The organism is Streptomyces sp. NPDC101227, from assembly GCF_044767545.1.
Lineage (GTDB): Bacteria > Actinomycetota > Actinomycetes > Streptomycetales > Streptomycetaceae > Streptomyces.
In genome coordinates this window covers 508,629-525,842 of record NZ_JBIWOD010000001.1, presented here as the reverse complement: position 1 = coordinate 525,842, position 17,214 = coordinate 508,629, and the positions used below count along the sequence as shown (strand labels likewise).

Genomic DNA, 17,214 nt, shown 5'->3' with positions numbered 1-17,214 from the left:
CCGGTCGCGCCTGCGGGAGATCTGCACGTTCTCCACCACGTCGAGCGCGTCGGGCACCAGGACGGCGGCGGAGTGGTAGATGGTGACGGGGGACGAATGGATCGCCTGCCCGCTGCTGCCGTGAAGCGCACCGGCAGGCCCGGCTCGTGCTCCTGCGGCGTTGAGCTCACGCCCGGTTGCCGCGATCGTCCTGGGGTTCAGCTCGTGTTCCCGGCGCTCGCGCGGCGCCTCGACGAGGAGTCCGAGCCGCTCCTCGGTCTGGTTCTTCGGCTCGTGCGGGGGATCGCAAAGTTGCGGCCGGCCGCAGTGCTCAGACTGGACTGCCGAGGCGGCTCCAGCTGCGCTTCCGGGCTGGTCTCAGCGGTCATCGGGCGAGCTCTCCTTCGCGAGGGTGACGATCGGCGTACGCGGGGCCAACCAATGAAAGGGGAAAGAGGAAAGGGGAAAGGGGCCGAATCTCCGGGAATCTTCCGGATACCGGGAACAGTAACGGCCGGTACGCCCGGCTCGCCCTGTAGGCCCATTGGAGTTACTTCGATACAGTGATCTTGCTTCGCGTCGGGTTTATCTGAACAACCGACGGCATTCGGACTATCTGACCGAGAGTGCGTTTGGGGCACGGACGGCTCCGACACCGCCCCCCACCTCATCTTCACCACCTGCACCATCATTTGATGGCCCATCAAGCACGAGGTCATGCGCGGCCACCGGCGAGGGGCCTGGGCTGGGCGGCCGGACCACGAGCGAGAAACACGGAAAGGCCGACGCACAGCGTCGGGCCGTATCCGGCTCCAAATTCGGGACCACCATTCGCGGGCGGACCGAAATGCCGTCGACCACCGGCAACACCGCCCTCACCGCCATCACCGCCCTGCCCCTGTCACTCCGGACGCCGTATCCGAGGCGGCACTCCGGCCACGCTCCGCAGAGCAGTTGACGGGGCCGGACTTCGTCTTTACAGGCTCGGGGCGACGTGATCGGTCGAGGAACTGCCCGCCTGGCCGGAGGAACACAACTGCTCGCACGGCCCGTCACCGGCCCACGCCCTGCGGGCGCTTCATCTCGAACGGTGGCACCACCCGGCGAAGCAGCGCCCACAGCTCATCCGGCACCAGCCGCTCCGCCTGAGCCGACATGCAGTGCTCAACGAGCAGCCACCGCCACAAGAGATGACATCTCCATGCGTGTCAGCTCCTTCACCACTCGTGAGCGAACGTTCCGAATAGTGGGCGTTCACCTCATACGTGTCACGCGTCCCCGCAGACTCGTGCGGCTTACGAACGTCTCAAAATGAACAGGCACGACCATGAGTCCAACAACCACCCGGTCACCCCAGGGCTCCCCGGAGGCCGTGCAGAACAACGAGTCCGTGTTGTCGCACGGCCTCAAGCAGCGCCATCTGTCGATGATCGCGCTCGGCGGGGTCATCGGCGCGGGGCTCTTCGTAGGCTCCGGGGTCGGCATCGCCGCGGCCGGGCCGGCCATCGTCCTCCTCTTCATGGGTACCGGCGCGCTGGTCATGCTGATCATGCGGATGCTCGGTGAGATGTCCGCGGCGCGGCCCTCCACCGGCTCGTTCTCGGTCCATGCCGAGGAGGAAATCGGCTCCTGGGCAGGGAGCACCTCGGGCTGGATGTACTGGCTGATGCTCTGCGCCGGCGTGGCCGCCGAGGCCACCGCGGCGGGGGCGATCATGCACAACTGGGTCCCGTTCATCCCCGCCTACGGCTGGGTGGCGATCTTCACGTTGTTCTTCTGCGCCAGCAATCTGACCGCGGTCAAGAACTTCGGCGAATTCGAGTTCTGGTTCTCGGCGATCAAGGTCACCACGATCATCGCGTTTCTGGTGCTGGGCGTGCTCGGCATTCTCGGGGTGTTCGGCAGCGCACCCGGTACGAGGCATCTCACCGGCCACGGCGGCTTCTTCCCGACCGGCGCCGCCGGGCTCGCCGCCGGGCTGCTGACGACCATTTCCGGGTTCGCCGGTCTTGAGACGGTCACCATCGCGGCGGCGGAGTCCGACCGGCCGAGCCGGAACGTGGCCCGTGCCGTCCGTACCGCGGTCTGGCGTATCGCCGTCTTCTACATCGGTTCCATGGCTGTGGTCGTCAGCCTGGTGCCGTGGAACAACCCGAAGATCGCCACGGATGGCCCGTACGTCACCGTGCTCGACAGCCTCGGCATCCCGGCAGCCGGCACGATCATGCAGATAGTGGTGCTGGTGGCGCTGCTCTCCGCGATGAACGCCAACATCTACGGCTCGTCGCGCATGGCGTACTCCCTCGTCAGTCGGGGCCAGGGCCCGCGTTTCCTGGCCAGGGTCACCCGGGGCGTGCCGGCGGCAGCGGTGGTGGCGTCCTGTGTGTTCGGCTTCGCGGCCGTGATCGCCGGGATCGTCTGGCCGACGACCGTGTTCGCCTGGCTGCTGAACATCGCCGGCTGCTCGGTGCTGGTCGTGTGGGCCATCGTCTGCCTCACCCAGCTGAAGATGCGCCGCCGTCTGGAGCGTGAGGCACCCGAGCTGCTCTCGGTGCGGATGTGGGGCTTCCCCTATCTGACCTGGCTGGCGCTCGCCGCCATTCTCGGTGTCTTCGCCGTCATGGCCGCCAACGCGGACGGCCGTCAGCAGCTCGCCGGCACGGCCGTCGTGGTGGCGGCGCTGGCAGGCGCGGGCCATCTCAAAGACCGCCGCGACCGGCGGGCCACCGTCACCGACTGACGAGTTGGTGCGTCATTGATGTCGGGGTGCGGGGGCTGCGCAGGCCGGTTGGCTCGGGGCGGGGCGCAGCCTAGTCTCCGAGCCGGGACACCCTGCCGACGGTGGCGAACAGGGTACGCAGGACGGTCGTGCCGACGAGCACTGCCGAGGTGACCGGCCGGCCCACCCATCGCGTCAGATCGCCTTGCAGGTCGGGATCCACCTCGACGGTCACCCGGATGTATCTGCTCTGCAGCGTGGTGACCTTGGTGGACCGGGGTCCGGAGACGTCGTCCTGCTCGCGCCCCAGTGCGGCGCGGTAGTTATCCCTGCGCTGGCTCATGCCTCTTCCTGACGCTCGATCAGTTCCTCCGCGAACTCCATATACGCCGAACCCTTGGCCAGGACCGAGTTCCCGAAGGACTGGGCGTACAGGTCGAGCCGCGCGATCTGGGTGCCCAGCACCTCGAAACCCCGCTCGGTGAGTGCCTCCCGAGCGTCGGCATCGGGCCCGGTGCGCGTGGCATCGGGACGGTTGGTGCGATTGAGCAGGACCGCCGTGCGGGCCGGCTCGGCACGCAGGGACTGCACATCGGCCATCTCGCCGCGGATGGGCGCCATCCGGTCCAGTTCGATGGGCGCCGGGGTCACGGGCACGATCCACTCACCGGCGTACCTCATGATGCTGCGGGCAATGCGGGGATGGTCCTCCAGCTGGGGCGCATCGAGCACGACGGCCTGCCGGTTTCCGAGGAAGTCGTTCACGCGACGGTGGACGTCTCCCACCGGCAGGGCGATCACCGGAAACGGAAAGCCACCGGCCAGCTCGCTCCAGCGCAGCGCGGACGCGGCTGGGTCACCGTCGACCAACAGGGGCGACAGTCCCGACTCATGAAGCGCATGGGCCAGCCACACAGCACTCGTCGTCTTTCCGACGCCGGGCTTGAGGTTCACAAACGCACAGCTCAACGGCACAAGAACCGACAATAACGGGCGCAATCGTCCAGCTTCGGTCGGCACGAGGGCGTGGCTTCGTGGTTCACCCGCACGCACGCGCAGGAGAAACGGCGGGCACCCGGTCGTTGTCGCAGCGGCGCGGGCGCGCGACCGCGCGAGCTCTCTAGCCGAGGAAACTCAACCGCACCTGCCGGTGGGGATTGTCGACGTTCGTGTCCGCGAAGCTCCGTGGGGCGACCCCCAGGCTGACTGGATCGCACCGCACCCAGCGACAGTGCCGGTGGTCGCCCTCTCCTGGGATGACCACAGCGGCCAGAGAGCCTGTGAGTCACGCAGCAAATCGCCCCGCCGGCTGCGACGGCTGGCAGCCCGGCAACCCCTTCTCCTGACATCTTCATGCGCACCGCCGAGAGGAACGCGGCCAGGATCGAGCGTGGCAACCAGTGTTCGCTTGAGCTGCGGGACCACGCCGAGGTCTTGCTCACGGATTGGCAGGCAACCCGGCCTGGCAGCCAAGTGAGCAGTTGCGCGTGGCGTCGCACAGCAACGCACAAGCACCGACACCCGCGCAGATGACCTCAAGCCGTTCATGCGCGGCCGGAGCCCTTACGGGCCGACCGTGCTTAGCCTGCAAATCCACGGCCCCCGCCACGATCTGGTGCTCCCGCGCGGACTGCTCCTTCATCCGGGCTCAGCGGCCTGCCGTCCGGCCCGCGGCTTGGCGGTGCCGGACGGCCTGGTCGCCGCCAGCATGCTCACGATGGGCCGGCTGCTGCCGGCCGGCTCCTGACCGCCCCGCGTTCCGCACCGCTTGCGCTCGTCGAGCTCCATCGCCCCCGGGGCGCGCATCATCAAAGGAGGGGACCGTCGACGAGGAGTGGCGATGAGGTTGTCGTTCCTTGAACCCCTCTATGCGGAGCCGGGCCCGTTCGTCTCCGTGTACCTGGACACCTCGCGAAACGTCGAGTATCCGGAGCGGGCGATCGCGCTGCGCTGGGGGCGGCTGCGCGAGAGTTTGTCCCGTCAGGGCTCGGACCGGGCGCTGCTGAACGTACTGGAGGAGGTGGTCGGCACCGACACAGGGGTGCCGGGGGTGCATGGTCAGGCCATCTTCGCCGCGCACGGCACGCTCGTCCTGGAGGGGGAGCTGCCCAGGCCGCCGGCGCACGACTCCGCGCGTTACAGCACCCTGCCGGACGCGATGCCCCTGGTCGCCCAGCACCTTCCGGAGATCCCCTACATGGCCGTAGTCGTCCACTACGGTGGCCTTCCGACCGCCGAGACCCACGGCTGGGTGACTCTGGAGGCGGAGACCGGCGCCTGGCCCACATCCGCCGTCACCCCGGGTGAGCGGCTGCACCGCAGGGTCGCGGTGGCGACCTGGCACCGCACCTCCGTCCGGCTCGGCCACCGACTGGACGAACGGGCACGGCGTGCTCATGCCGACGCCGTCGTGGTGGGCGGGGACGAGTGGGCATGCAACGTACTGATCCGCCGCCTGCCGCACACCCTGCGGGACAAGGTCGTACGCGTGGGCGGCCGGACCCCCACCGACACCGGACGCGCCCTGTTGGAGCCGCAGCTCGACGGCGTCTTCCGCGGCCGCATGGCCGCGCACGACCGGGAACTCGTGGACATCTTCATCGGCCGGCGTGCCCTGGACGGACCCATGACGGAGGGCCTGGCCGCCACCGTCGCCGCCCTCCAGCGCGGCCAGGTCTCGGCACTGCTGCTGAACCGGCCGCCAGGGTCTTCCCTGCGGCTCTGGGTGGGCTCCCAGCCCACCCAGCTCGCCGTGACCGAGGCGGAGCTGATGTCCTTCGGCGTGCGGGCCCCGCGCGAGGAACGCGCCGACGAGGCCCTCGTCCGGGCCCTCGTCGGCACCGGTGCCGAGCTGGTCGTCGTACCGGAGAGCGAGCTGAGGCTGTACGAGGGCGTGGGCGCCCTGCTGCGGTACACCGACCCGGGGACCACGCCCTGACGCCGACGCGCTGCGCCCCCCAAAAAATCACGGGTCGCCCTTGCGCCCGGCCGCCCCGGACAGCGCCGCGCGCGGACCATGCCGACACTGGGCCGGCGCGGCAGCGCGGCGTATGAGCGGCGGATGGGGCACATGGACAGGAGCAGGAGCGGCGCGGCGGAGACGGACGTATCGATCACGCCGCCCAGGACCTGGTCGGTAGGCGTGCCGGCGGCGGCCACCCCGCTGCGGTACTCCCTGGCCCCGCGGCCCCATGGCCCGTGAACGGACCCCCGAGGACCTGGTCCGCGCGGCCCACGCCGTGGGCGTGACCGACGCCCGTCTCCTGGAGGCCGTACGGAGGGTCCCCCGGGCGGAATTCGTCCCCGCGGACGAGGTGGCATCCGCGTACCGGGACACGCCCGTTCCGCTCCCCCATGGGCAGGTGACGACCCAGCCCTCGCTGATCGCCATGATGGTCTCCGCTCTCGGCCTCACCGGAGACGAACAGGTCCTGGAGGTCGGGACCGGATACGGCTGGCAGACCGCGCTGCCGGCCCGCTTGGCCGCGTACGTCGTCAGCGTCGAGCGCTGGCCCGACCTGGTAGACGAGGCCCGCCTGCGGCTGGCCGGGCAGGGCGTCGGCAATGCCGCGGTCGTAGTCGGCGACGGGACCCTCGGGATGCCGACCCGTGCCCCGTACGACGCCGTCATCGTCTGCGCGGCCTTCCCGCGAGTGCCTGAGCCGCTCGTGGAGCAGCTCCGCACCGGTGGCCGGCTCGTCCAGCCGATCGGGCAGGGCGGGCAGGAGCGCGTCGAGCTGTACGAGCGGCGGGCCCACGACCTGGTGCGCCGCAGGACGGTCACCGCTGCCCGGTTCGTCCGGCTGTACGGCGCCCATGGCTACGATCAGCGGTGACGCGCTCAGCGCTGACAGGTCCCGACCAGGGTGCCGGAGGCCGGCTCCCTGCCCTTCAGGGCACGGTGCACGTCCTCGACGCCCGGATGGTCGTGCAGCGACAGCGGCTCGATGCCGCGCTCGGCGAGCTGTCCGGCCGCCTCGGGCATGGCGATCTGGCCGGCGTGTTCGACGCGCCGGGCACCGTCGCGTTCGACTCGAGCGCCCATGCTGTCCGTCGGCCTGTCCCGCCTGGGCGGCGCGGGCGACGGCTCCTGCGCGACGGTCGGCCCGTGCCGAACCGGCGAAGGCCTGCTGGAACGCACAGTTGGGCAGTGTGACGCGTCACAGACAACACGGCGCCACTGTGGGAACTTCAAGTGCCCTTCTTGCCAGCGGAGTTACTGAAAAGTCGAGGGTGAGGTCCGGCCGACCGCACGGATCGCGTCGCTCGTCCCGTGTGTGCGTAGGAGGCGGAACCGCGGGCCGGCGAGAGGGGCGGCCCGCATGTGGAGAGGATCGAATGCGCTCTTTGGAAGCCCTGACGCTCGATCAGGTAGTCGACACGGCCCGCTATCCCCTGTCGGAACTCGCGAGCTCCCGGGGACAGGACGTGGTTTCCCGTGCCCGGCGCGACCTGTTGACTCTCGGCTGCACCGTACTGCCGGACTTCATCCGCCCGTCGCTGCGCGATGTGCTGCGACAGGAGTGCTCGGCCATCGCCGCCGGGGCGTACCACGACGTCGAGACGGTGAACGTCTACAACATCGCAGTGGACTCGGCACTGCCGGAGGACCATCCGGGCCGGAAAACCTTCGAGCGGGGTAACGCGTTCGTCGCGCGGGACCGCATCCCCGCGGACTCCCTCATCAGCCGGCTCTACTCCAACACGGTGTTCCGGCACTTCATCGCCCGCTGCTTCGAACTGCCGGAGCTGCACGAACTGGCGGACCCGCTCTCCGGGCTGGTTCTCAACGTCATCGCGCCGGGCATGGAGCACCCCTGGCACTTCGACACCAACGAGTTCACCGTGAGCGTGCTCACCCAGCAGGCGCAGGCCGGCGGCGTCTTCGAGTACTGCCCGAACATTCGGACCGCGCAGGACGAGAATTTCGACGACGTCCGGGACGTGGTGGGCGGCCGAGGCGAGCGGTTGACCCAGCGCCTCCCCCTGCAACCGGGGGACCTGCAGTTGTTCAAAGGGCGCTACTCGCTGCATCGAGTGAACCGGGTGCGCGGCGAGGTCGCGCGCCACTCCGCGATATTCGCCTACAGCGAGCGCCCCGGCGTCATCGGGAGCGTGGAACGGACCCGTCAGCTCTTCGGCCGGGTGCTGCCCGAGCACCTGGCGGCCGAGGGCCGGGCGGTCCGTGGCGACCGGCTCCTGGACTAGCGGGCGGCGAGAACGCGTAGTAGCCGTAGGCCGTTTCCCCCTGCGCGATCCCACGGAGGAGTAAGCCCTGTGCGTTTCGACGTGACCGGAAAAGTCTCACTCGCCCGCATCTACGACCAGCCCGATCCGCGCGACTGTTTCAGGGCGCTGCGCCCGCTCGACTACGGCGTTCCGCAGCAGGCCAAGCCCTACTTCGCCAAGATCATCACGGAGTACCGGGAGTCCCGGCACGTCGCGGTACCGAAGGTGCTGGACATCGGCTGCTCGTACGGAATCAACGCCGCCCTGCTGAAGTACGACGCGACCATGGACGAGCTGTACGCGCGCTACGGCGACGAGGGGCGTGCGGGTGGGAGCCGCGAGGCTTTGCCGGCCCGCGACCGGGAGCTGGCCCGGTCGCGCCAACCCCCGCAAGCGATCCGCTTCGTCGGCCTCGACACCTCCGGCAGCGCGCTGTCCTACGCTCTTGAGGCCGGGTTCCTCGACGACGTGGTGCACGCCGACCTGGAGGAGCACGAACCCACACCGCGACAGCGCGCCCAGCTCTCAAGTACGGACCTGGTGATCTCGACGGGCTGCGTCGGCTACGTCACCGAGCGGACACTCACGCGAGTCGTCCGGGCGCAGGGCAGCCGCCGGCCCTGGATGGCGCACTTCGTGCTGCGGATGTTCCCGTTCGACTCCGTCGAGCGCACGTTGGCGAGTCTGGGCTACCGGACCGTCCGCGTCGACGAGGTGTTCAGACAACGGCGGTTCGCCTCCGCGCAGGAGCAGGCGCTCGTACTCGACAGTATGTCGGCCGCAGGGGTGGATCCACGGGGCCTGGAGGCAGAAGGCTGGCTGTACGCACAGCTCCACCTTTCCCGGCCGTACGACATCACAGGTATCAACGACACCAACGACTCGAATCGAGAACAGAGTTGAAGATCAGTCAGGATGTGTCAGGCAACGCGACCTTCGCCCAGGAGGACAGCCTCCCGCGCGTGCCGCTGCCTACGCTGGAGGCGAGCTGCGAGAGGTTTCTCGCCTGGTGTACGCCGCTGCTGACCGCCGACGAGCGGTCGTCGACCGAGGCGGAGGTGGCCGCCTTTCTCCGACCCGGTGGCCCCGGCCGGGTGCTGCATGCCGCGCTGGAGGAATACGACGCCACGGACGGCGTGCACAGCTGGCTCGACACCTTCTGGCCGTACCGATACCTGGGCCGCCGGGACCGGATCGCGCTCAACGCCAACTTCTTCTTCCTGTTCCAGGACTCCGACCAGGCGCAGGTGGAGCGGGCGGCCGGACTCGTCGCCGGGGCCCTCAACTACAAGCGGCAGCTCGATCAGGGGCTGATTCCACCGGTGGTGCAGCGCGGAGCGCCCCAGTCGATGGTGCAGAACAAGTTTCTGTTCTCCACCACGCGTATCCCCGGCGCGCAGCAGGACACCGTCCGCACCCCTTACACCGAGGAGCGGCCGGGCCCGTCCGAGGCCCGGCACATCGTGGTGTTCTTCCGGGGCGGCATGTTCCGGCTGGACGTACTGGGTCCGGACGGTGTCCCGCACAGCCTGGATGACATCGAGGCGGGGCTGCGCGCCGTGATGAAGGCCGGTGCCGACCCGGCCGGCCCGGACACCTCGGTGGGCCACCTCACCACCATGGCCCGCGCGGAGTGGGCGGCCGCCCGGGAGTCCCTTCTCGCCTGCCACCCCCGCAACGCCGACGCCCTTGACGATGTCGAGAGCGCACTGTTCTGCGTCGTTCTGGAGGACTTCGCCCCCGCGGACGTCCAGGATGCCTGTGACCAGCTGCTGTACGGCGACCGCGGCAACCGCTGGTTCGACAAGGCCGTGTCATTCGTCGTCTTCGCCGACGGACGGGCGGGCATCAACGTCGAGCACTGCGAGTTGGACGGAACCACGATCCTCACCTTCACCGACGCCCTGCTCAATACCCCGGCCGAAAAGCAGTCCCGGCAGTCCGGAGCCCGTTCCCAGGGGCTGCCGGCGCTGGAGCCGATCGTTTTCGAAATGGACGACTCGCTGCGGGCCCAGGTGCGCTCCGCCGCCGACGCGTTCGCGGCGTACGGGGAGAACACCGCGACCATCACGTTGTCGTTCGCGGACTTCGGCAGCAGCGCGGCCAAGGGGTTGGGGGTCTCGCCGGACGCGTTCGTCCAGGCCGCTTACCAGCTCGCCCACCAGCGCGCCAAGGGGCACCTGGGCGCCACGTACGAGTCGATCGCCACCCGGCAGTACCGGCACGGGCGGACCGAGGCGATGCGCGTCGTCACCACCGAGATGGTGGACTTCGTGTCGGCGATGGAGGACCCGGCAGCGGACGCGGATGCCCGGCGCGCCGCGTTCCGGGCGGCCACCGAGGCCCATGTGGCGCGCGCGAAGGCGTGCCAGGCCGGGCAGGTGCCGGAGCAGCACCTGTGGGAGCTGGAGCTGATCCAGCGCAGGCGCGGAGCCGAACTCGGGGTGACCGAGCAGCCCGCGCTGTACCGGACACCGGGCTGGTTGACCATGCGGGACGACTACCTGAGCACGAGCTCCGCGCCGTCCGTCAATATCCAGCACTTCGGCTTCGGGTCGACCAGCAGCCAGTGCATCGGTGTCGCCTATGTGCTGCTTCCCGAGCGGTTCAACCTCTACCTGAGCACGCCGATGGCGGTCGCTGCGCAGATGCGGACGTTCGCCGACCGGCTCCGGGAGGCGATGGACGAACTCCGGGAACTGCTGGCGTCCGAGCGGCCTGAGGACTGAACGGAGCCCGCCGCCGGACCGGAATTCCCGGCCGGGGACCACGGTCCGGCGGCCCGGACGTCTTCAGTGGCCGAGCCGGCCATGGCCGAGGCCGGAGAACGCCGCTCCCGGTTGCGTACTGACGACCAGCGGACATGAACCGCGAGGTGCCGGGCCACGCCGTCCTGGACTCCCGCCGGGACGGCGCCTGGACGCCAGCCGCAACGCACTGCCGTCGAGGCGCCGGGAAGCGGGAAATACCCTCCGCAGGACGCGGGATCGGATGGGATGGGATGGGATGGGATGGGATGGGCGAGTATGCCCAACCGCCCGTACAGCCAGGCACTACTGACTTACCGTCATCACCTGCGTATTCCTGGCGGAACCTCACCTCGAACCCTCACCTTTTCCCTCTCGGCATTGCCTGATCATGATGGGATGGACGGGCACTCCGGGGCGCCCGTGATCAGCCGGGACCGCTGACAGGAAGTGCCGGAGAGGTACCTGAGGAGAGCACGGCATGTTTGGTGGCAACATCGCGGTCGTCGGTGGCAGCATCGCGGGCTGCGCGACGGCCCTGGCAGCGTTACGGGGCGGCGCCGAGAAGGTCACCATCCTGGAACGGGCCGCCGACCGGCTCCAGGAACGGGGGGTGGGTGTGAGCCTGCACCGGGACCGTTACGCCGAGTTGGAAGCCGCCGGGTATGTGGACGCCGACATGCCGTGGAGCCCGATCGACCAGCGCATCTGGACGATGCGGGACGGCGACTCGGAACTCGGCCGGGCTGTCGGAGTGCAGGACGCCCCGTTCCGCGCGTACTCCTGGGGTTCGCTGTGGAGTGAGCTGCGCAGGCGAGTGCCCGCCGAGGTCGAGTACCGTTCCGGCGTGGGCATCGCGGCTGTGGAGGAGGACGCCGAGGGCGTGACGCTCGACTTCACCGCCGGCGGGCGGGAGCGCTTCGACGTCGTCATCGGCGCCGACGGTTACCGCTCCGTCGTCAGGGACACCATGTTCCCCGGCCTCCGGCCCACGTACGCGGGATACCTCGGCTGGCGCGGCGCCTCGCAGGGTGCGCCCGAGTGTGGTTCCTCGGACCTCGTCTGGACGGATCTGCGTACGGTGGTCTTCCCCGGCGGTCACTGCGTGATCTACCGAATACCGGACGGCGCGGGCGGCATGCGGGTCAACTGGGTGCTTTACACCACCCCGCCCGAGCACCTGGCGCTCCCGCTGAAACTGCAGACCCCCACCTCGCTGCCGCCGGGGAAGCTCAGCACCGAACTCGACGCGTTCGCACGGGATGTGGTGCGCAAGTACTTCCCGCCCTACTGGGCCGAGTGCGTGCTGCGCACCCCGCGCGAGGAGTCCTTCATCCAGCCCATCTACGACCTCGAGATGCCGCACTACGCCCACGGCCGACTCGCCCTCGTTGGGGACGCCGCCACCGTCGCCCGGCCGCACACCGGCGGCGGGGCGGTCAAGGCACTGCAGGATGCCCTGATCCTGGAGCAGGCCTGGCGGGCACACGACGACTGGGCGGCGGCCGCCGCGGCGTACGACGCCGGGCGGACCGCGCCCGGCGCCTCGATGGTCGACCTGGGCCGCAGGTTCGGACAGGCCCAGGTCGTCGACACCCCGGACTGGGAGACCATGCGCACCTCCGACTTCGATGCCTGGTGGAAGGAGCAGATCGGCGGCCCGGAGCGCAGCAGCGGCTTCGGCGGCCACGCACTCCAGAAGGACAGCCTGAAGAAGGACAGTTGACCGTGCGTCGCGGCTGAGCGCATGTGAGGACGAGGGCGCGCCACCCGGTGCCGGGCTCGCCACAGCCGGTGGCGCGGCCCGGTCACTCCGTGGGCGCCAGGGCGAGAGTCCGGTGGAGGGCGGCCGGATCGGCGCGGACCTCGTCGCCGTCGAACCGGGCAGCGACCGCACCCGAGGTGAGGACCGTGACCGTGTCCGCGCAGGCGCGGGCGAGCGCCGCGCTCGGCGACATGAGCAGCGAGGCGACTCCCTCGTCGGCGAGCGCACGGATCAACTCCTGGATCTGCTCGACGATCACTGGCGCGAGGCCCTCCGTCGGCTCGTCGAGCAGCAGGACGCGCGGGCTGCCGAGCAGCGCCCTGGCCAGGGCCAGCATCTGCTGCTCACCGCCGGAGAGTTGCGAGCCCCGGTTGGTCCGGCGCTCGGCGAGGCGGGGCAGCAGTCCGAGGACCTGCTCCGGCGTCCAGGCAGTGCCCTGGCGCCCTGCCTTCGCGCGCGGCCGGTGGGCAAGTCGCAGGTGCTCGGCGACGGTCAGCCCGGCGAAGACCCGGCGGCCCTGCGGGACCAACCCGACACCCGCCCGGGCCACTTGGTGTGCCCGCCGACCCGTCAGGTCGACGTCGTCCAGGCGGACCGCCCCCGAGGCGGGGCGCAGCAGCCCTGCGACGGTGTGGACGAGCGTGCTCTTGCCCGCTCCGTTGTGCCCGACGACGGCATGCACGGTCCCGGGCGGCACCTCAAGGTCGACGCCGTGCAGCACGGTGCCGCCGTGGTAACCCGCGGTCAGCTCGCTGATGCGGAGCATGGGCCACTCCCCCCTCCCCGGTGGTCAACTTCCCGCCCCGAGTGGTCGGTTCCCGTTCCCAGGTAGGCCTCGCGCACGTCCGGGTGGTTGAGGGCCACGTCGGTGGGGGCCGTGAGCAGGGCCTTCCCGTCCTTGAGCACGGTGACGGTGTCGGCCAGGTGCGTGACCACCCCGGTGTGGTGTTCGACGAGGAGCATGGCGACATCCCCGGGGAGCTGCCCGAGTACGTCGAGCAGCCGCCCGATGTCACGGTCGGTGAGTCCGGCACTCGGCTCGTCGAGGAGCAGTAGGCGCGGGCGGCAGACCAGGGCCGCCGCGAGATCGAGCAGTCCGCGCCGGCCGTGCGACAGCTCGGAGGCCAGGCGGTGCGCCATGTCGCCCAGACCCACGGCCGCGAGCTGCTCGCGCGCGGCCGGGACACGATCGCGCCGGGGGTGGTGGCTCCAGGCGGCCAGGACGATGTTGTCGAGCACCGTCAACTCTCCAATGACCACGGGCTGTTGGAAACTGCGTGCGATTCCGCACCGTGCCCGGCGCGCAGGCGCGGTACGGGTGAGGTCGCGCCCGCCGAGCACGATCGTGCCGCGGTCGGGGCGTTCCGTGCCCGCGATCAGGTGGAGCAGGGTGGTCTTGCCCGCGCCGTTGGGTCCGATGACGGCGTGCCGGGCCCTGGCGGGCAGCCGCAGGCCGACACCGTCCAGTGCCGTCACCCTGCCGTACCGCCGGGTCAGCCCGTCCAGGACGAGAACCGGGGGCAAGGGGTCGCGGTCGGTCATGAGACGGTCTCCCGGGACGGGGACGGTGCAGCGGGCGGGACGGTCCGAGCAGTCACGCCCGTCCGGATGCCGGCAAGGCCGCGCGGCAGCACGTAGACGGACAGGACGAAGAGCACGCCGAGGAGCAGCGGACCGTGCCCGGGCCAGGCGCCGGCAAGCCAGTCGCGGGTGCCGACGATCAGCGCGACGCCGAGCAGGGTGCCCGCGACGGAGGTGGTGCCGCCGATCACGGCGGCGAGCATCGCCAGGGCTGCTGTCTCGAAGCCGACGTCCGCGGGCGACACGTACTGCTGCGCGACCACGAGCAAGGAACCGCCGATGCCCGCGAGGGCGCCGCCGCCGATGTAGGCGAGCAGCAGATAGCGGGAGACCGGGTGGCCGCTCGCGCGCATCCGCGCCTCGGCGCTGCGGGTGCCGGTGAGCAACTGCCCTGCCCGGCTTCGGAGTACGAGCACAGTGGTGACGAGGACGGCGGCGGCTGCGGTGAGCACGTAGTGATACGTGCCGACTTCGTCGCTCAGCGCCTCGGCACCCCACAGCGGACGGGTCGCGGGGAAGCCGAAGAAGCCGTCGGTGCCGCCGGTGACGGACGTCATCTGAGCGACGGCGGTGCGCGTCAGCTCGCCGACCGCGAGGGTGATCATCAGGACGGTGACGCCCCTGGCCCGGATCACCGCGGGACCCGTGATCAGCGCGAACAGGGCCGCGGCGGCGCCGGCCAAGGCGTGTTGTACCGGGCCCACGGTCGCGAAGCCCTCGTCGGCGGCGATCGCGGTGACGTACGCGCCGACTGCGAAGGGCGCCGTCTGGCCGAGCACCGGAAGGCCCGCGTAGCCCGTCAGGACGGTGGAGCTGACGGCGACCAGGCCGAGGGCGAGGGCGTAGCCGGCCAACGAGAGGGTGTAAGCGTCCACTGTCCAGGGCGCGGCCGCGAGCAGGGCGAGCAGCAGCGCCAGGGGCGTGAGCCGGCGCACGGGTGTGGGCGTGCGGTCCAGGATCCGTGACAGGGCGGCCGCGGACCGGTCCTTGGTCGCCTTGGTCGCCTTGGTCGCCGCTGAGGGTGTCCGGCGTGCGGGCGTCTGCTCGGGGTGCGTCGGCTCCGGTGCCGCGGCTGCGCGCTGCGGACGCAGGATCAGCGCGCCCGCCATCACGGCCATGAGGAGGTAGGGCGCCAGGTCGGGGGCGAGCGAGACGCCCAGTGTCTGCACCTCGCCGACCGCGACCGCCGCGAGAAAGGTGCCCCACAGTGAGCGAAGGCCGCCGAGGACGACGACCACCAGAGAGAGCATCAGCACGTTCTCCGCGGTACTGGGGCCCGGGCCGATGATCGGCGCCCCGAGCACGCCGGCCGCACCGGCAAGGGCGCCGGCCGCCATGAGCACACCGGTGTGCACGAGGCGGGGGCTGATGCCGGTCGCCGCGAGCATCTGCGGGTCGTCGGCGGCGGCGCGCACCGCCGCGCCCGCGCGGGTGCGGGTGAGCACCCAGGTGCCGAAGGCCGCGAGCAGCACGGCCATCACGATGAACACCAGGCGGTACGCCGGGTACCTGTGTCCGAGCAGGGGCACCGAGGTGTCGAGGGCTTCCGGTACCCGTACCGGCAGTTCGTCGGAGCCGAAGACCGCGGTGAGCAGGTTGCCGCCGATCAGGGCGAGCCCGAAGGTCAGCAGCGCCTGGGCGAGATGGCCGCGCCTGGCGAGAGGTTCGGCGGCGACGGCGAGGAGCGCCCCCGCTCCGCCCGCCGCCGCCGTTCCCGCGAGCAGGCCGAGCAGCAGCCCGCCCCAGGTGCCGTCGCTCAGTTCGGCGCCCGTGGCGGCGCCGATCGCGTACAGCGTGCCGTGCGCGAGGTTCAGCACACCCGCGGTGCCGAACGCCAGGCTCAGCCCGGCGGACACCACGAACAGCAGCAGACCGTAGGCGACGCCGTCGACCGCGGGGATCAGCTGAGCGTCGAGGACCTCCATCAGCTGCCGAGCGTCGCCAGGTCCTGGACGACGACGTTCGCCAACTGTTCGCCGTCGCGCTTCACTTGGCGCAGGTACCACTTCTGCACGGGCGAGTGGGTGGTTCTGCTGAACTCCCAGGAGCCGCGCGGGCTGTCGATCCGCCCGAGGTCGCCGATGGCCTCGTTGATGCTCTGGGACGTGATCTCCTTGCCGTCCTCGGCAAGGTCCGCGACGGCCTTGTCGAGCACCGCGGCGGCGTCGTACGCGGACATCGCGTAGGTGGTGGGCGGCAGGTCGTGCCTGGCGGTCCAGTCGGCGGCGAACGAGCGGTTGGCCTCGTTGTCGAGGTCGGCCGCGTAGTTGAGTACGGAGTAGATGTCCTTGGCCGCCGCGCCCTGGGCGGGCAGAGTGCCGCCCTCGGTGAGGAAGCCGGGCGAGTACAGCGGCAGGTCGGCCACGTCGGACTGCTTGTACTGCTTCACGAAGTCGATCGCGGCCTTGCCGGCGTAGAAGCAGTAGACCGCCTTGGCGTCGGTCTTGGCGATGTCGTTGAAGTACGGTGTGAAGTTGGTGGTCTTGGGGAATGGCGTCCACTTGGTCTTGCCGTCCGGGTTGGCGAGCTTGCCGCCAGCCTTGGCGAAGGCCTCGGTGAAGCCGCGCATCTCGTCGTAACCGCCCTGGTAGTCGGGGCCTATCGCGTAGACGGGGCCGTCCACCTCGTCCTTGATGTGCCGGGCGATCGCCTCGCCCGGCTCCTCGGAGAGGAAGCTCGTGGTCCAGATCCACTTCACGTCGGTCTTGGTGGGACGGCCGCCGGTGGCGAGCAGGGGCACCTCGTTCTTGGTGACAAGGGGCTGGACGGCGGCGAAGGAGCCACCGCCGCCGACGCCGGCTATCACGTCGACCTGGTCCTTCTTGATGAGCTTGTTAGCGGCGGGCACCGCTGTCGGCGCCCCGTCGCCCTCGTCGGCCTGAGTCAGTTCCACCTTGCGCCCGCCGAGCTTTTTGCCGTGCGTGTCCAGGTAGAGCTGGAAGCCGTCGCGCATGTCCTTGCCGATCGCCTCGTACGTTCCCGACAACGGCACCAGCACGCCCACCTTGAGGGTGTCGTCGTCACCGCCGGAGGCCGCGCTGCCGCTGCAGCCCGCGACCGTGGTCATCGCGAGGGCCAGCAGTGCCGCACCGCCCGCGCGCTTTCTGGGCCGGCCGGAGCGACGGGCTGTGAGGACGTTGTTCATGACAGGGACTCCAAGGGGTGGTACGAGCGGTATGGAGGGCGTCCTGGAC

15 protein-coding genes are annotated in these 17,214 nt (G+C 70.3%); 8 read left to right on the top strand and 7 right to left on the bottom strand.

Annotation, left to right across the window (positions count from 1 at the left end):
• Positions 1-1,306 precede the first annotated feature (1,306 nt).
• Entirely contained in the window at positions 1,307-2,719 is a 1,413-nt protein-coding gene (locus tag ACIRPT_RS02255; protein WP_403820890.1) for an amino acid permease, read from the top strand.
• Positions 2,720-2,789: 70 nt separating this feature from the next.
• Here ACIRPT_RS02255 and ACIRPT_RS02250 read toward each other — a convergent pair whose 3' ends face one another.
• On the bottom strand, positions 2,790-3,041 hold the full coding sequence (locus ACIRPT_RS02250) for a hypothetical protein (RefSeq protein WP_403820887.1): 252 nt from the start codon (positions 3,039-3,041) through the stop codon (positions 2,790-2,792).
• A complete protein-coding gene (locus ACIRPT_RS02245) occupies positions 3,038-3,718 on the bottom strand; it encodes an AAA family ATPase (protein WP_403820885.1) in 681 nt (226 codons plus the stop codon). Before ACIRPT_RS02245 ends, ACIRPT_RS02250 begins: the two co-directional genes overlap by 4 nt.
• A gap of 556 nt (positions 3,719-4,274) precedes the next feature.
• Between ACIRPT_RS02245 and ACIRPT_RS02240 the strand changes: the two genes are divergently transcribed.
• From ACIRPT_RS02240 to ACIRPT_RS02230, 3 genes are all read left to right on the top strand, one after another.
• Positions 4,275-4,445 carry a hypothetical protein gene (locus ACIRPT_RS02240; RefSeq protein ID WP_403820882.1) on the top strand — a complete coding sequence of 57 codons (171 nt, stop codon included), beginning with the start codon at positions 4,275-4,277 and terminating at the stop codon, positions 4,443-4,445.
• Positions 4,446-4,538: 93 nt separating this feature from the next.
• The gene (locus ACIRPT_RS02235) at positions 4,539-5,636 is read left to right on the top strand and encodes a hypothetical protein (RefSeq protein WP_403820879.1); all 1,098 of its coding nucleotides are present in this window, start codon (positions 4,539-4,541) and stop codon (positions 5,634-5,636) included.
• A 253-nt stretch (positions 5,637-5,889) separates the two neighbouring features.
• Positions 5,890-6,534 carry a protein-L-isoaspartate(D-aspartate) O-methyltransferase gene (locus ACIRPT_RS02230; protein WP_403820876.1) on the top strand — a complete coding sequence of 215 codons (645 nt, stop codon included), beginning with the start codon at positions 5,890-5,892 and terminating at the stop codon, positions 6,532-6,534.
• A 5-nt stretch (positions 6,535-6,539) separates the two neighbouring features.
• Here ACIRPT_RS02230 and ACIRPT_RS02225 read toward each other — a convergent pair whose 3' ends face one another.
• Positions 6,540-6,743, bottom strand: a complete 204-nt coding sequence (locus ACIRPT_RS02225; protein ID WP_403820873.1) for a hypothetical protein — start codon at positions 6,741-6,743, stop codon at positions 6,540-6,542.
• Between the two features lie 293 nt (positions 6,744-7,036).
• Here ACIRPT_RS02225 and ACIRPT_RS02220 point away from each other — a divergent pair, with 293 nt between their 5' ends.
• The 4 genes from ACIRPT_RS02220 (at position 7,037) to ACIRPT_RS02205 (ending at position 12,400) form a co-directional block, all read left to right on the top strand.
• Complete coding sequence (locus ACIRPT_RS02220) at positions 7,037-7,906, top strand: arpA protein (protein ID WP_403820870.1); 870 nt, start codon at positions 7,037-7,039, stop codon at positions 7,904-7,906.
• 69 nt (positions 7,907-7,975) lie between these two features.
• Positions 7,976-8,830, top strand: a complete 855-nt coding sequence (locus tag ACIRPT_RS02215) for a class I SAM-dependent methyltransferase (protein WP_403820867.1) — start codon at positions 7,976-7,978, stop codon at positions 8,828-8,830.
• 14 nt (positions 8,831-8,844) lie between these two features.
• Positions 8,845-10,656, top strand: a complete 1,812-nt coding sequence (locus ACIRPT_RS02210; protein WP_403820864.1) for a choline/carnitine O-acyltransferase — start codon at positions 8,845-8,847, stop codon at positions 10,654-10,656.
• 499 nt (positions 10,657-11,155) lie between these two features.
• Positions 11,156-12,400 (top strand): monooxygenase, encoded by a 1,245-nt coding sequence (locus ACIRPT_RS02205; protein WP_403820861.1) that lies wholly within the window; start codon positions 11,156-11,158, stop codon positions 12,398-12,400.
• 82 nt (positions 12,401-12,482) lie between these two features.
• Here the strand turns inward: ACIRPT_RS02205 and ACIRPT_RS02200 are convergent, their stop codons facing one another.
• Genes ACIRPT_RS02200 through ACIRPT_RS02185 form a run of 4 tightly spaced genes read right to left on the bottom strand, consistent with a single transcriptional unit; the run spans position 12,483 to position 17,165 of the window.
• Positions 12,483-13,205, bottom strand: a complete 723-nt coding sequence (locus tag ACIRPT_RS02200) for an ABC transporter ATP-binding protein (protein ID WP_403820858.1) — start codon at positions 13,203-13,205, stop codon at positions 12,483-12,485.
• A complete protein-coding gene (locus ACIRPT_RS02195; RefSeq protein ID WP_403820855.1) occupies positions 13,184-13,981 on the bottom strand; it encodes an ABC transporter ATP-binding protein in 798 nt (265 codons plus the stop codon). The genes ACIRPT_RS02200 and ACIRPT_RS02195 overlap by 22 nt, the downstream gene beginning before the upstream one ends.
• Positions 13,978-15,945 carry an ABC transporter permease gene (locus ACIRPT_RS02190; protein ID WP_403820852.1) on the bottom strand — a complete coding sequence of 656 codons (1,968 nt, stop codon included), beginning with the start codon at positions 15,943-15,945 and terminating at the stop codon, positions 13,978-13,980. The genes ACIRPT_RS02195 and ACIRPT_RS02190 overlap by 4 nt, the downstream gene beginning before the upstream one ends.
• Positions 15,945-17,165, bottom strand: a complete 1,221-nt coding sequence (locus ACIRPT_RS02185) for an ABC transporter substrate-binding protein (protein ID WP_403820849.1) — start codon at positions 17,163-17,165, stop codon at positions 15,945-15,947. The genes ACIRPT_RS02190 and ACIRPT_RS02185 overlap by 1 nt, the downstream gene beginning before the upstream one ends.
• Positions 17,166-17,214: the final 49 nt, after the last annotated feature.

Bases quoted from the DNA above. Each gene is read 5' to 3' on its own strand.
- ACIRPT_RS02255 (WP_403820890.1), top strand. From the start codon at position 1,307: ATGAGTCCAACAACCACCCGGTCACCCCAGGGCTCCCCGGAGGCCGTG.
- ACIRPT_RS02250 (WP_403820887.1), bottom strand. From the start codon at position 3,041: ATGAGCCAGCGCAGGGATAACTACCGCGCCGCACTGGGGCGCGAGCAG.
- ACIRPT_RS02235 (WP_403820879.1), top strand. From the start codon at position 4,539: ATGAGGTTGTCGTTCCTTGAACCCCTCTATGCGGAGCCGGGCCCGTTC.
- ACIRPT_RS02230 (WP_403820876.1), top strand. From the start codon at position 5,890: ATGGCCCGTGAACGGACCCCCGAGGACCTGGTCCGCGCGGCCCACGCC.
- ACIRPT_RS02225 (WP_403820873.1), bottom strand. From the start codon at position 6,743: ATGGGCGCTCGAGTCGAACGCGACGGTGCCCGGCGCGTCGAACACGCC.
- ACIRPT_RS02220 (WP_403820870.1), top strand. From the start codon at position 7,037: ATGCGCTCTTTGGAAGCCCTGACGCTCGATCAGGTAGTCGACACGGCC.
- ACIRPT_RS02205 (WP_403820861.1), top strand. From the start codon at position 11,156: ATGTTTGGTGGCAACATCGCGGTCGTCGGTGGCAGCATCGCGGGCTGC.
- ACIRPT_RS02200 (WP_403820858.1), bottom strand. From the start codon at position 13,205: ATGCTCCGCATCAGCGAGCTGACCGCGGGTTACCACGGCGGCACCGTG.
- ACIRPT_RS02195 (WP_403820855.1), bottom strand. From the start codon at position 13,981: ATGACCGACCGCGACCCCTTGCCCCCGGTTCTCGTCCTGGACGGGCTG.
- ACIRPT_RS02190 (WP_403820852.1), bottom strand. From the start codon at position 15,945: ATGGAGGTCCTCGACGCTCAGCTGATCCCCGCGGTCGACGGCGTCGCC.
- ACIRPT_RS02185 (WP_403820849.1), bottom strand. From the start codon at position 17,165: ATGAACAACGTCCTCACAGCCCGTCGCTCCGGCCGGCCCAGAAAGCGC.